At 64.2% G+C, this 13225-nt stretch carries 13 protein-coding genes; 11 read left to right on the forward strand and 2 right to left on the reverse strand.

Annotated elements, in window-relative coordinates:
- Window positions 1-3: 3 nt before the first annotated feature.
- On the reverse strand, window positions 4-1185 hold the full coding sequence (locus tag APT63_19565) for an acyl-CoA dehydrogenase (GenBank protein AMA47948.1): 1182 nt from the start codon (window positions 1183-1185) through the stop codon (window positions 4-6).
- A gap of 156 nt (window positions 1186-1341) precedes the next feature.
- Between APT63_19565 and APT63_19570 the strand changes: the two genes are divergently transcribed.
- The 10 genes from APT63_19570 (at window position 1342) to APT63_19615 (ending at window position 10875) form a co-directional block, all read left to right on the forward strand.
- Window positions 1342-2247: a LysR family transcriptional regulator gene (locus APT63_19570; protein ID AMA47646.1), complete on the forward strand. Its 906-nt coding sequence runs from the start codon at window positions 1342-1344 to the stop codon at window positions 2245-2247.
- A 249-nt stretch (window positions 2248-2496) separates the two neighbouring features.
- Window positions 2497-3618: an NADP transhydrogenase subunit alpha gene (locus APT63_19575; protein AMA47647.1), complete on the forward strand. Its 1122-nt coding sequence runs from the start codon at window positions 2497-2499 to the stop codon at window positions 3616-3618.
- Window positions 3619-3630: 12 nt separating this feature from the next.
- Entirely contained in the window at window positions 3631-3951 is a 321-nt protein-coding gene (locus APT63_19580; protein AMA47648.1) for an NAD(P)(+) transhydrogenase, read from the forward strand.
- Entirely contained in the window at window positions 3948-5384 is a 1437-nt protein-coding gene (locus APT63_19585) for an NAD synthetase (GenBank protein AMA47649.1), read from the forward strand. The genes APT63_19580 and APT63_19585 overlap by 4 nt, the downstream gene beginning before the upstream one ends.
- A gap of 156 nt (window positions 5385-5540) precedes the next feature.
- Complete coding sequence (locus APT63_19590) at window positions 5541-7034, forward strand: acetyl-CoA hydrolase (protein ID AMA47650.1); 1494 nt, start codon at window positions 5541-5543, stop codon at window positions 7032-7034.
- A 363-nt stretch (window positions 7035-7397) separates the two neighbouring features.
- The gene (locus APT63_19595; GenBank protein ID AMA47651.1) at window positions 7398-7613 is read left to right on the forward strand and encodes a hypothetical protein; all 216 of its coding nucleotides are present in this window, start codon (window positions 7398-7400) and stop codon (window positions 7611-7613) included.
- 269 nt (window positions 7614-7882) lie between these two features.
- Window positions 7883-8200, forward strand: a complete 318-nt coding sequence (locus tag APT63_19600; GenBank protein AMA47652.1) for a holliday junction resolvasome, helicase subunit — start codon at window positions 7883-7885, stop codon at window positions 8198-8200.
- Between the two features lie 68 nt (window positions 8201-8268).
- Window positions 8269-8562, forward strand: coding sequence for a Holliday junction resolvase (locus APT63_19605; GenBank protein AMA47949.1), 294 nt, complete (start codon window positions 8269-8271; stop codon window positions 8560-8562).
- 37 nt (window positions 8563-8599) lie between these two features.
- A complete protein-coding gene (locus APT63_19610; protein AMA47653.1) occupies window positions 8600-8920 on the forward strand; it encodes a hypothetical protein in 321 nt (106 codons plus the stop codon).
- Window positions 8917-10875: a hypothetical protein gene (locus tag APT63_19615; GenBank protein AMA47654.1), complete on the forward strand. Its 1959-nt coding sequence runs from the start codon at window positions 8917-8919 to the stop codon at window positions 10873-10875. The genes APT63_19610 and APT63_19615 overlap by 4 nt, the downstream gene beginning before the upstream one ends.
- A gap of 279 nt (window positions 10876-11154) precedes the next feature.
- Here APT63_19615 and APT63_19620 read toward each other — a convergent pair whose 3' ends face one another.
- On the reverse strand, window positions 11155-11607 hold the full coding sequence (locus APT63_19620; GenBank protein AMA47655.1) for an aldehyde-activating protein: 453 nt from the start codon (window positions 11605-11607) through the stop codon (window positions 11155-11157).
- A 266-nt stretch (window positions 11608-11873) separates the two neighbouring features.
- Between APT63_19620 and APT63_19625 the strand changes: the two genes are divergently transcribed.
- On the forward strand, window positions 11874-13181 hold the full coding sequence (locus tag APT63_19625; GenBank protein ID AMA47656.1) for a citrate transporter: 1308 nt from the start codon (window positions 11874-11876) through the stop codon (window positions 13179-13181).
- Window positions 13182-13225 lie beyond the last annotated feature (44 nt).

Consider the following 13225-nt stretch of genomic DNA (forward strand, 5'->3'; position numbering starts at 1 on the left):
CTATTAATAGAACGCCTGGATACCGGTCTGGGCCCGCCCCAGAATCAGCGCATGGACGTCATGGGTACCTTCATAGGTATTGACGACCTCGAGGTTGACCAGATGGCGCGCCACACCGAATTCGTCGGAGATGCCATTGCCGCCGAGCATGTCCCGGGCCAGGCGCGCGATCTCCAGCGCCTTGCCGCAGGAGTTGCGCTTGAGCAAGGAGGTGATCTCCACCGCCGCACTGCCTTCATCCTTCATCCGCCCCAGGCGTAGGCAGCCCTGCAGCCCCAGGGTGATTTCGGTCTGCATGTCCGCCAGCTTCTTCTGCATCAGCTGATTGGCGGCCAAGGGCCGACCGAACTGCTTGCGGTCGAGGGTGTATTGGCGCGCCGTGTGCCAGCACGCTTCGGCCGCACCCAGCGCGCCCCAGGAGATCCCATAGCGCGCCGAGTTCAGGCAAGTGAAAGGCCCCTTCAAGCCACGCACCTCGGGGAAGATGTTGTCCTCGGGCACGAAGACGTTGTCCATGACGATCTCGCCGGTGATCGAGGCGCGCAGTCCGACCTTGCCGTGAATGGCCGGCGCACTGAGTCCCTCCCAGCCTTTTTCGAGCACGAACCCGCGGATATCGCCGTCGTCGTCCTTGGCCCAGACCACGAACACGTCGGCAATCGGACTGTTGGTGATCCACATCTTGCTGCCGGAGAGCCGGAACCCACCCTCGACACGCCTGGCACGGGTCAGCATGCCGGCCGGATCGGACCCATGGTCGGGCTCGGTCAGGCCGAAGCAGCCGATCCACTCGCCACTGGCCAGCTTCGGCAGATAACGCTGCTTCTGCGATTCACTGCCGAAGGCATGGATCGGCACCATGACCAGCGATGACTGCACGCTCATCATCGAGCGATAGCCCGAATCGATCCGCTCCACCTCACGCGCGATCAAGCCATAGCAGACATAGTTCAGGCCGCTGCCGCCATATTGCTCGGGGATGGTGGCCCCCAGCAGCCCGACCTCGCCCATTTCACGGAAGATCGCAGGGTCGGTGCGCTCGTGCCGAAAGGCTTCCAGCACGCGGGGTGCCAGCTTGTCCTGGGCGAAGGCCGCCGCGCTATCGCGCACCATGCGCTCTTCTTCGGTGAGTTGCTGGTCGAGCAACAGCGGGTCGCTCCAGTGGAACTGCGCCTTCGTGGTCATGAACACCTACCTCGCGGTCATTCAAGGGGATCTGTGTTCAGCCTAGGCAGGGCCCGCATTGAGAGCAAACGAGGATTGCGCACGCAGCTGTGCAATAACCTCACTCTATATAGACGGATGAACGAGGCTTACGAGCCTGCGAAGTGAGATTTTCGTATGCGACGCAAGATTCCAAGCACCACGGCCTTGATCTGCTTCGAAGCGGCCGCCCGACACCAGAGCTTCACCCGCGCGGCCGAAGAACTGGCCCTGACCCAGGGCGCTGTCTGCCGTCAGATAGGCGGCCTGGAAAGCTTCCTTAATGTCGAACTGTTCCACCGTACCCAGCGAGGTGTCCGACTGACCGAGGCAGGCCTGTCCTACAGCCGCCGGATCGCGACCCAGCTGGATGCGGTAGAGCGGGATACCTTGTCGGTGATGCGCCAGCAGGGCGCCAACGTCATCGAACTGGCCGTCGTCCCCACCTTCGGCACGCAGTGGCTGCTTCCACGGCTGAAGGACTTCCAGCAGCGGTTTCCCGAGGTGACCGTCAACCTGACGAACCGCACCCGGCCTTTTCTGTTCGCCGACACGACGTTCGACGCCGCGATCTATTTTGGCGAGGGCGAGTGGCCCGGCACCCAGGTCGATCGGCTGATGGGAGAGGGCCCGGTCCCGGTCTGCTGCCCCTCGCTGCTCGAAGGTCACCGCACGCTGAGCGCCCGTCAGATCGGCGAGCTGCCGCTTCTGCAGCAGACCACACGCCCTTATGCCTGGCGACAGTGGTTCGACAGCCAGCAGGTGAGTGTGGCCCTCGACATGACAGGCCCACGCTATGAGCTATTCTCGATGCTGGCCCAAGCAGCCATGCACGCCATGGGCATCGCGCTGATCCCACCCTTCCTGATCCAGCGCGAACTCGAGGAGGGCAGACTGGTGATCGCCAATCCGCATGCCCTGACCAGCACCAAGGCGTATTACCTGGTCGTGCCCGAGCGCAAGACCGAGTCGGCGTCCCTGCGCGCGTTCCAGGCCTGGCTGATCGAGCAGGCGCAGCGCTATGCGGCAGGGGGAGAAGCCTAGTAAACAATTTTAAACACTCTTCGGAAGTAGCCGAAGACGCCTGAAGGTACGTTGTCACTCGTCATACAACCTCATGAAGTTCCCGTTTCCCGGGCGCTTTCGATCATTTGCGACGCTCACGTTTGCAATCGCGCACCGGCGCTCGTACTTGCGATTTTTTCTTTTACTCTGCGTAACGCCCGGCCTTTCCGGGTGGCCCAGTCGTGACTGCGATACACAACTACAAAGGCTCAGCGCAGGAGAGAAGACGTGCACATTGGTGTTCCGTTGGAGACGCAAGCAGGCGAAGCGCGGGTTGCCGCCACGCCGGAAACCATCAAGAAGCTGGTCGCTCAGGGCCATCGGATCACTGTCCAGCGTGGTGCAGGCCTTCGGGCCAGCGTGCCAGACAGTGCCTACGAAGCTGCAGGGGCCACGTTGGGCAGCGCTGCGGACGCCCTGGGTGCCGAACTGGTCCTCAAGGTCGCCGCGCCGGATCCTCAGGAGTTGAAGCAGATCCAGCCCGGTGCGGTGCTGGTCGGCATGCTCAACCCGTTCGACGCAGCGCGGATCGCCCAGTTCGCCGCCCACGGCATCACCGCCTTCGCCCTGGAAGCCGCGCCCAGAACGTCCCGGGCGCAGAGCCTCGATGTGCTGTCTTCCCAGGCCAACATCGCCGGCTACAAGGCAGTCCTGCTGGCAGCCTCCCACTACGCACGCTTCATGCCCATGCTGATGACGGCAGCGGGCACCGTGAAGGCAGCACGCGTGCTGATCCTGGGGGCGGGCGTGGCAGGCTTGCAGGCGATCGCTACGGCCAAGCGCCTGGGCGCAGTGATCGAAGCCTCGGACGTACGCCCCGCGGTCAAGGAACAGATCGAATCGCTGGGCGCCAAATTCATCGACGTCCCCTACGAGACCGATGAGGAACGCGCCTGCGCCGAGGGCGTCGGGGGTTACGCCCGGCCCATGCCCGCCAGCTGGATGCAGCGCCAGGCCCTGGCCGTGCACGAACGCGCCAAGCAGGCCGACATCGTCATCACCACGGCGCTGATTCCAGGCCGCAAGGCGCCGACGCTGATCAGCACCGAGACGGTCGCACAGATGAAGCCAGGCTCGGTGATCGTCGACCTGGCCGCCGCCCAGGGGGGCAACTGCCCGCTGACGGTGGCCGACCAGGTGGTGGTGGAGCAGGGCGTGATCATCGTCGGGCCGACCAACCTGCCGGCCCAGGTTGCAGCCGATGCCTCGGCCTTGTACGCACGCAATCTGCTGGATTTCCTCAAGCTGATCTGCACCCCGGACGCCACGCTTTCGATCGACCTTGAAGACGACATCGTCGCCGCCTGCCTGATGTGCCGCGATGGCACCGTCAGCCGTGCGGCTGCCTGAGGAGCCAGAACCATGCAAGACATGCTGATTTCAGACGGGTTGTACAACCTGATCATCTTCGTGCTGGCCATCTACGTGGGCTACCACGTGGTCTGGAACGTCACGCCCGCCCTGCACACACCGTTGATGGCCGTGACCAACGCCATCTCGGCCATCGTGATCGTCGGCGCCATGCTGGCGGCGGCCCTCACGGTGACGCCCGCGGGCAAGGTGATGGGCACGCTGGCCGTGGCCCTGGCCGCGGTCAATGTGTTCGGCGGCTTCCTGGTGACGCGTCGCATGCTGGAGATGTTCAAGAAGAAAGCCAAGACCGAGGAGCGCAAGCAACCATGAGCATGAACCTGGTAACGCTGCTCTACCTGATCGCCTCGATCTGCTTCATCCAGGCACTCAAGGGCCTGTCGCACCCGACCACCTCGCGGCGCGGCAACCTGTTCGGCATGGTCGGCATGGCCCTGGCCATCCTCACCACGGTCGGGCTGGTCTACAAACTCGGTGCGCAGATGAGTTCGGTCGGCATCGGCTACGTGGTGCTGGGCCTGCTGGTGGGCGGCACGGCCGGCTCGATCATGGCCAAGCGCGTGGAAATGACCAAGATGCCCGAGCTGGTCGCCTTCATGCACAGCATGATCGGCCTGGCGGCGGTGTTCATCGCCATCGCCGCGGTGCTCGAACCGCAGTCGCTGGGCATCGTCGCCGGTATCGCAGACCCGATCCCGACCGGCAACCGGCTCGAGCTGTTCCTGGGCGCGGCCATTGGCGCCATCACCTTCTCCGGCTCGGTGATCGCCTTCGGCAAGCTGTCGGGCAAGTACCGCTTCCGCCTGTTCCAGGGTGCGCCGGTACAGTTCGTCGGCCAGCACAAGCTCAACCTGATCCTGGGCTTGATCACCGTGGCCTTGGGCCTGCTGTTCACCTTCACCGGTCACTACAGCGCGTTCACGCTGATGCTGGTCCTGGCGTTCGTCATGGGCGTGCTGATCATCATCCCGATCGGCGGCGCCGACATGCCGGTCGTGGTGTCGATGCTCAACAGCTACTCGGGCTGGGCCGCTGCCGGGATCGGCTTCTCGCTGAACAACTCCATGCTGATCATCGCCGGTTCGCTGGTGGGCTCCAGCGGCGCGATCCTGTCCTACATCATGTGCAAGGCCATGAACCGCTCGTTCTTCAACGTCATCCTCGGGGGCTTTGGTGGGGACGTCGAAAGCGGGGGTCCCGCTGGCGCCCAGGAACAGCGTCCGACCCGCTCCGGCTCGGCCGACGATGCGACCTTCCTGCTCAGCAATGCCGACAGCGTGATCATCGTCCCGGGTTACGGGCTGGCCGTGGCACGCGCTCAGCACGCCTTGAAAGAGCTGACCGAAAAGCTGACCCACCAGGGGGTCACGGTCAAGTACGCGATCCACCCGGTGGCCGGTCGCATGCCTGGGCACATGAACGTCCTGCTGGCCGAGGCCGAGGTGCCTTACGACCAGGTGTTCGAGATGGAAGACATCAACGCCGAGTTTGGCCAGGCCGACGTGGTCCTGGTGCTGGGTGCGAACGACGTGGTCAACCCGGCGGCGAAGAACGATCCCAAGTCGCCGATCGCCGGCATGCCGATCCTGGAAGCGTTCAAGGCCAAGACCATCATCGTCAACAAGCGCTCGATGGCCAGCGGCTATGCCGGCCTGGACAACGAGCTGTTCTACCTGGACAAGACCATGATGGTGTTCGGCGACGCCAAGAAGGTCCTGGAGGACATGGTCAAGGCCGTGGAGTGAGCCCTGGCGAACGCTGCGCCCGTCGCGCCGCCCGTGCCCGGACCTGTCCAGGCACGGGGGGACGCACGGGCGGCGGCATTCGACCTTGGTCGCGGGACGGGGCAGGGCGAAATCACTAGACTGCGCATCTAGCTTGAGCAGCCCGAGATAACAACCATGTACCGTGATCGTATCCGCTTGCCCTCTCTGCATGACAAGGTCATGAGCGCGGCCGACGCCGCCGGCCTGATCCAGAACGGCATGACCGTCGGCATGAGCGGCTTCACCCGCGCCGGCGAAGCCAAGGCCGTGCCCCGTGCCCTGGCCGAACGGGCGCGTCAGTCGCCGCTGAAGATCAGCCTGATGACCGGCGCCAGCCTGGGCAACGACCTGGACAAGCAGCTGACCGAGGCCGGTGTCCTGGCCCGGCGCATGCCCTTCCAGGTGGACAGCACGTTGCGCAAGGCCATCAACGATGGCCAGGTGATGTTCATCGACCAGCACCTGTCCGAAACCGTGGAGCAGTTGCGCAACCAGCAGCTCACCCTGCCGGACATCGCGGTCATCGAAGCCGTGGCCATCACCGAGCAAGGGCACATCGTGCCGACCACCTCGGTGGGCAACTCGGCCAGCTTCGCCATCTTCGCCAAGCAGGTCATCGTCGAGATCAACCTGTCGCACAACGCCAACCTCGAAGGGTTGCACGACATCTATATCCCGACGTACCGGCCGACCCGCACCCCGATCCCACTGGTCAAGGTCGACGATCGCATCGGCAGCACGGCGATCGCCATCGACCCGGCCAAGATCGTCGGCATCGTCATCAGTCAGCAGCCTGACTCGCCTTCCACGGTCCTGCCCCCAGACAGCGAAACCCAGGCCATCGCCGATCACCTGATCGACTTCTTCAAGCGTGAAGTGCAGGGCGGGCGCATGACCAACCGCCTCGGCCCCCTGCAGGCCGGTATCGGCAGCATCGCCAATGCGGTGATGTGCGGCCTGATCGAGTCGCCGTTCGAAGACCTGACGATGTACTCCGAAGTCCTGCAGGACTCCACCTTCGACCTGATCGATGCCGGCAAGCTCAGCTTCGCCTCAGGCAGCTCGATCACCCTGTCCGAACGCCGCAACGCCGATGTCTTCGGCAATCTCGAGCGCTACAAGGACAAGCTGGTACTGCGCCCGCAGGAGATCTCCAACCACCCGGAAGTGGTACGCCGACTCGGGATCATCGGTATCAACACGGCGCTGGAGTTCGACCTGTACGGCAACGTCAACTCGACCCACGTCTGCGGTACGCGAATGATGAACGGCATTGGCGGTTCGGGCGACTTCGCCCGCAACGCCCACCTGGCGATCTTCGTCACCAAGTCGATCGCCAAGGGCGGTGCGATTTCCAGCGTGGTGCCGATGGTCAGTCACGTGGATCACACCGAGCACGACGTGGACATCCTGGTCACCGAGCAGGGCCTGGCCGATCTGCGCGGGCTGGCGCCGCGCGAACGGGCGCGGGCGATCATCGACAACTGTGTGCACCCTGATTATCGCGCTGCCTTGAACGACTATTTCGAGCGCGCCTGTGCACGGGGCGGACACACGCCTCATCTGCTCCGCGAAGCGCTCGCCTGGCATGACAACCTGGAAATCACGGGACGCATGCTGGCAGTGTAGGGCGGTACCGAAGCCTGCTCGGCTGTCGTCCTGCGACAGTCAGGCAGGCTTCATTGGCTTTGCCAGGCTGTTCACCGTTACAACTGAAGCAGTCACCACAGCTGTTCTGCCAAAACTGTTCTACTGTTATGGTAATCCTGCCCTTTTCTGCTTGAAATCGCGATTTTCTAGTCAGGTAAGCACCTTTATGGTGCAGACCAGTACAGTTGTGCAAATTTGCAGTGCAACAGTCGCATTCAACAGTTAACTGGAGCACTGCATTACCCCCTAACTGTACCTACTGTAATGGACAGAAGAAGAGGATCATTGGCATCAGTTGAAATCACTTACTCGATGCCGCCACAAGCGGAAGGATGACTCATCATGGAACGTACCCTCAGTTCCGGCCTGGTTTTCGAAACCAACACCCAAGAATCCAAAGCGTCGCTGCCTCTGCGCGTCGCCTCCAACCTGCTGCTCTGGCAGCGTCGCGTTTCCAGCCGCCGTCAACTGGCTCGACTGGACGCCCGCCTGCTGGCCGATGCCGGTATCAGCGAAGCCCAGCGCCAGCAAGAGCTGAGCAAGCCATTCTGGCGCTAAGCAGGTCGCTGGCTCGACCAGCGCTCTTGAAGAAACCCGTCGTGGACACCACGGCGGGTTTTTTTTGGTCTGCAGTAAACCCGGCAGCAGGGGGCGACCATAACAGTTTTATGGAATCCAATATTGTCAGGTACAGTTTATGACGCCCGTGTGACTATCGGTCCGACTCACGTGATAGTCTTGCTCTACCTGAGCTATCGGAATGCCGACGATTGTCCTACAGTCCGCTCTAGACGTTCATAATCTTCTTTCTCTTCAGGAGTTGTCCCATGTCTCGTCTTTCTCTTCTTGGCGGCGCCATGCTCTTGACCCTGGCTGGCGTGGCCCAGGCGTCCAGCTTCGTCGTCACTACCGATTCGCTGGTACGTGGCATTGCCGCGTCGACCGATGCCACTTCCGACGCTTCGTCCTCGCTGCGTGACAACAAGATCGTCGAAGCGGCCCGTGACGACGCTGCCAGTTTCGTCGGCAGTCAGGGCGCGATCCGTGGCGCCAAGCTGGAAAGCGCGTTTGCCTACCTGCGTCAGCAAGCGCCAACGCTGCAGGCCAGCGACGCGCAACTGGCCCAGGCCATTCTGGCCCATTGAACCCTGTTGTTTCGTCGCGCACCTGGCGCGACGTGCTGCGCCCTTTCGAGATCCGTGTGAAGCGTTCCATGCGTCAAGCTCTTCCCTGGCTACTGTTCTGTGCCTGCATCGGTAGCGCCCAGGCCTTCGACACCACGACTCAAGGCCTGGTGATCTCAGGCTATGCGACGAGCCAGGTCACCACCGGGCCTTTCGACAGCAAGCTCGTGCGCCAGGCGCGCGACGATGCGGCCATGTTCGTGGCGACCGACGGACAGGTGGAAGGCGTGCGCCTGCATGCGGCGCTCGACCACCTGCACCGCGTACTGCCTGCGCAGGTTCACGATGACCTTGAACTGGCACGCGCCATTCTCGTCCAATGACCATTCCTCGACTCCCTGTACTTTCCGGAGATGCTCCATGCGTAAACCGCTGATCGCCGCCGCTCTCGGCTTCCTGCTCCTGGCCGACGTGGCCCATGCCCAGACCCTGGTGGCCACCAGCAACATCATCGTGCGCGCCTTCGGCCGCTCGATCGACTTCACCTCGGACACCACCACCTCGATTCGCGACTCCAAGGTCGTGCGCGAAGCACGTGACGACGCCGCCAGTTTCGTCGCCAGCCGTGGCGACATCCGCGGTGCGCAGCTCGAAGCCGCGTTCAATACCCTGCGTCAGCGTGTGCCTGAAGCGCGCGACGCCAGCGATCAGGTTCTGGCTGAAGCCATCCTGTCCCTGTGAGGCGGCTGCGTGCCTGGCTGCTCGGCTGCGCTCTGACGCTGCTCGGCACGCCCGTCCTGGCTGACCTGCAGTTACAGTTGCAGGCACAGGACCTCGACGCCCCACAACGCCAGGCGACCCAGGCGCTGCTCGACGAAGCCCTGGCAAAACTGCCGCCTTCGTTCAAGCAGCACCTGGACCGCACGGTCCAGGTCAGCTGGGCCTCGGGCATGCGCCATGATGCCTACGGCCAGGCCTCGCCGAACGCTACCCTGACCCTCAACGCGCGGCTGTTGCCCGGCCTGGTCGATGGCAGCGCCGCCAAGGCCCCCACGGGCCGCACCCACGGCACTGTGCGCCAGGAGTTGCTGGCCACGGTCCTGCACGAACTGACCCACGTCTACGACCGGGCACGCCTGTGGCCCGAGGCCGAGCGCCGCGTGATCAACCGGTGCCGACGCCAGCACGACACCCTGGGCGCCGTCGGCCTGCCTCACGATTGTCGCGGCCAGACCGAGCGCCGTTTCACCCTGAGCGACGACCCACGCCTGCTCGACCTGGCCGGCTGGCCGCAGTACGTAGGCCGGCGTGGCGAGCGCGAACGGCACAACGGCCAGGTCGCACGCAGCCCGGACAGCTACGAGCTGGACAGCCCCAAGGAATTCATCGCGGTCAACATGGAATATTTCCTGCTCGACCCGAGCTACGCGTGCCGACGCCCTGCCATGAATGCCTACCTCACCGAGCGCTTCGGCTGGGCGCCGGTGCAATCGGCCTGCCCCAAGGGTCTGCCGTTCCTCAACGCCGGCAACGACTTCGCCCGCGAGCCCCTGGGCGAGATCGACCCGGAGCGCGTCTATGCCGTCGACTACCTGCTCGCCGAGGCCAACCAGAACTGGGTCAGCCGCTGGGGGCACAGCATGTTGCGCCTGGTCATCTGCGCGCCAGGGCGGCCTCGCGGACCGGACTGTCGCCTCGACCTGGACCAGCACCTGGTGCTGTCGTATCGGGCCTTCGTCAATGATGTCCAGCTGTCGAGCTGGGACGGTCTCACCGGTGCGTACCCCTCGCGCCTGTTCGTGCTGCCCTTGGGCCAGGTGATCGACGAGTACACCAAGACCGAGCTGCGCAGCCTGGCCTCGGTGCCGCTGAAGCTGGACCGTCCTGCGCTGGAGAACCTGATCCGCCAGGCGGCCGAGATGCACTGGAGCTACGACGGCAGCTACTACTTCATTTCCAACAACTGCGCGGTCGAGACGCTCAAGCTGCTGCGCAGCGGCACCGGCGACCCTCGCCTCAATGACATGGACAGCATCATGCCCAACGGGCTGCTCGAGGTGCTCGAAAGCCGTGGGCTGGCCGATACCCACGTGCTGGACGATCCGCGCGAGGCGCTGCGCCTGGGGTACCGGTTCGATTCGTACCGCGACCGCTACCAGGCGATGTTCAAGGTGCTCAAGCAGCAGCTGCCAGTGCCCCAGGCCACGGTCGAAGACTGGCTGGCGCTGGAACCCGAGGCGCGTCGGCCCTGGTTCGCGCAAGCGGACCTGCGCACCAGCGCGGCGCTGCTGCTGCTGGAACAGGCCAGCCTGCGCCGTCAGTTGCTGCTGGCCCAGGATGAAGTCAAGCAACGCTACCTCAATGCCCAGGCCCTCAAGGACGGCACCATCGACAAGGCCAACGACGCCCTGCAGCAGATCCTCGCCAACAGTGGCTTCCTCAGCCGCCCGGCGGAGCTGCTGCCCAACACCGGCTATGGGTTGCCCCAAGAGGACGAGCGCAGTGCCCTGCAGACGGTCAGTCGCGAGCGCCAGGCGCAGTTGAACCGACTCAGCACTCACCTGGACCAGGAAATCCGCGCCCTGCTCGAACCGGCGCGGGCAGCCGCCATCGTGGCCGTGGAAGGGAACGTGAAGCAGATCGGTGAACACCTGCGAGGGCTGCACAAGGCGGCGGGGGGTCTGGAGCTGCCTTGACGGAGCGACGCCGCGATGAGGCAACGTATCGCGGCCCCTGTGGGAGCTGGCTTGCCAGCGATAGGGCGTGTACATCCGCCTCAGCATCGGCAGGCCAGCGCCTGACCTGCTGACCATGCGGTGAAGCTGCTGCTGCCATCGCGGGCAAGCCCGCTCCCACAAGGGGGGGTGGGGTAGATTCCACCGGGGCATCCGACCGGTCGGGGCTGGATCTGCAGAGTCCACGACCGTCAGAAAGACGTGGCACAGTCACCCCTGATCCGCCCGCCCCGATTCGACCTACTCGATCCGCCCCAGGTTCTCGGCCACGTGGTCCTCCACCACGTCACCCCCCAACGTCTCGCCCTGCTCGCCAGGGAGGTGCTCGTCCAGGTGCAGCCATGACAGACGGCTGTCGACCCAGATATGCCCCCGCGGCCTGACCTGCTCCGGCCTATCGAGCGTGCCCACCGTGACATCCACGGTGTCCGGGCTGCGCTGTGTCAATAGCGCCACCTGGGCGCCGCAGGCGCTGCAGAAACACCGGACGCAACTCGACGGTGCGGTATAGCGCCCTGGCTCCCCCGCCAGCCAGCGGAACCCCGAGCGCGGTACGGTCAGCCAGGTGACCACCGGCGCACCGCTGGTCCGACGGCAGATCGAGCAGTGGCAATGGGCAACGTCCGACAGATCGCCTTCGACCTGGTAGCGCAGCCCACCGCAATGACATCCTCCTTCCAGCACGTTCGACATACGTCCTCCGGTCAGCTTTCGTGAAGCGAAAGCTCGGTGAAAGCTTTCGGCAATAGGATTGGGACACCACCGGCACAAGACCGGTCGGCCAGCGTCCGGTAAAAAATCCTGGCGCGGCTCAAATCAACAACAACAATGGTGATTCCGATGTCCTTCCGTGCCCGCCTGCACCTCGCATTCCGTCCGCCCCTCCTCGCGAAGCGCCAACCCCGCTGATCCGCCCCGAATCGTCCTGACTTTCGTCGCGCCACGCCTGGAGTACCGCCATGCTGACCTTCCTCGGCTTTGCCATGGTCATCACCTTCATGTACCTGATCATGACCAAGCGCCTGTCGGCCTTGATCGCGCTGATCCTGGTACCGATCCTGTTCGCCCTGTTCGGTGGTTTCGCCACCGACATCGGGCCAATGATGCTGCAAGGCATCAGCAAGCTGGCGCCCACGGGCGTGATGCTGATGTTCGCCATTCTGTATTTCGCCCTGATGATCGACTCCGGCCTGTTCGACCCGGCCGTGCGCAGGATCCTCAAGCTGGTCAAGGGCGACCCGCTCAAGGTGTCGGTCGGCACCGCCGTGCTGGCCCTGGTGGTCTCGCTGGACGGTGACGGCGCCACCACCTACATGATCTGCTGCGCGGCCATGTTGCCGATGTACAGCCGCCTGGGCATGAGCCCGCGCATCATGGCCGGCCTGATCATCCTGGCCGGGGGCGTGATGAACATGACGCCCTGGGGTGGACCCACCGCCCGCGCTGCCAGCGCCTTGCACGTCGACCCCTCCGACATCTTCGTGCCGATGATCCCGGCCATGGCCTTCGGCGTGCTGGCGATCCTCGGCATCGCCTACGCCTATGGCAAGCGCGAACGTGCACGCCTGGGCGAACTGAGCCTGCCGACCGACGACACCGACCACAGCCAGATCAGCGTCTCGCAGTTCCCGGAAGCCCGGCGGCCCAAGCTGCTGTGGTTCAACGCGGCCCTGACCCTGGTGCTGATGGTGGCGTTGATCGCTGGCCTGCTGCCGCTGCCGGTGCTGTTCATGATCGCCTTCAGCATCGCCATGATCGTCAACTACCCGTGCCTGCAGCAGCAGAAGGACCGGATCGCCGCCCACGCCGGCAGCGTCCTTGCGGTCACCGGGCTGATCTTCGCGGCCGGGATCTTCACCGGCATCCTGTCGGGGACGGGCATGGTCGACGCCATGTCCAAGAGCCTGCTGGCGGTCATCCCGGACGCCCTCGGCCCTTACCTGGCCGTGATCACCGCGATCGTCAGCATGCCGTTCACCTTCTTCATGTCCAACGACGCGTTCTACTACGGTGTGCTGCCGGTGCTGTCCGAAGCTGCTGCGCACTACGGCATCACCCCGGTGGAAATGGCCCGTGCCTCGATCGTCGGCCAACCCGTGCACCTACTCAGCCCTCTGGTACCCTCCACGTACCTGTTGGTGGCCCTGGCCGGCATCGAGTTCGGCGACCATCAGCGCTTCACCCTCAAGTGGGCAGTGCTGGTGTGCCTGTGCATAATGTTCGCCGCGTTGCTGATGGGGATTTTCCCGCTGTTCAGCAGTCTGTAGTACAACGTCCCCTTACACCGCACGCCCCGTCCTTTCGGGGCGTC

It is taken from the genome of Pseudomonas monteilii (genome assembly GCA_001534745.1).
Classification (GTDB): domain Bacteria; phylum Pseudomonadota; class Gammaproteobacteria; order Pseudomonadales; family Pseudomonadaceae; genus Aquipseudomonas; species Aquipseudomonas alabamensis.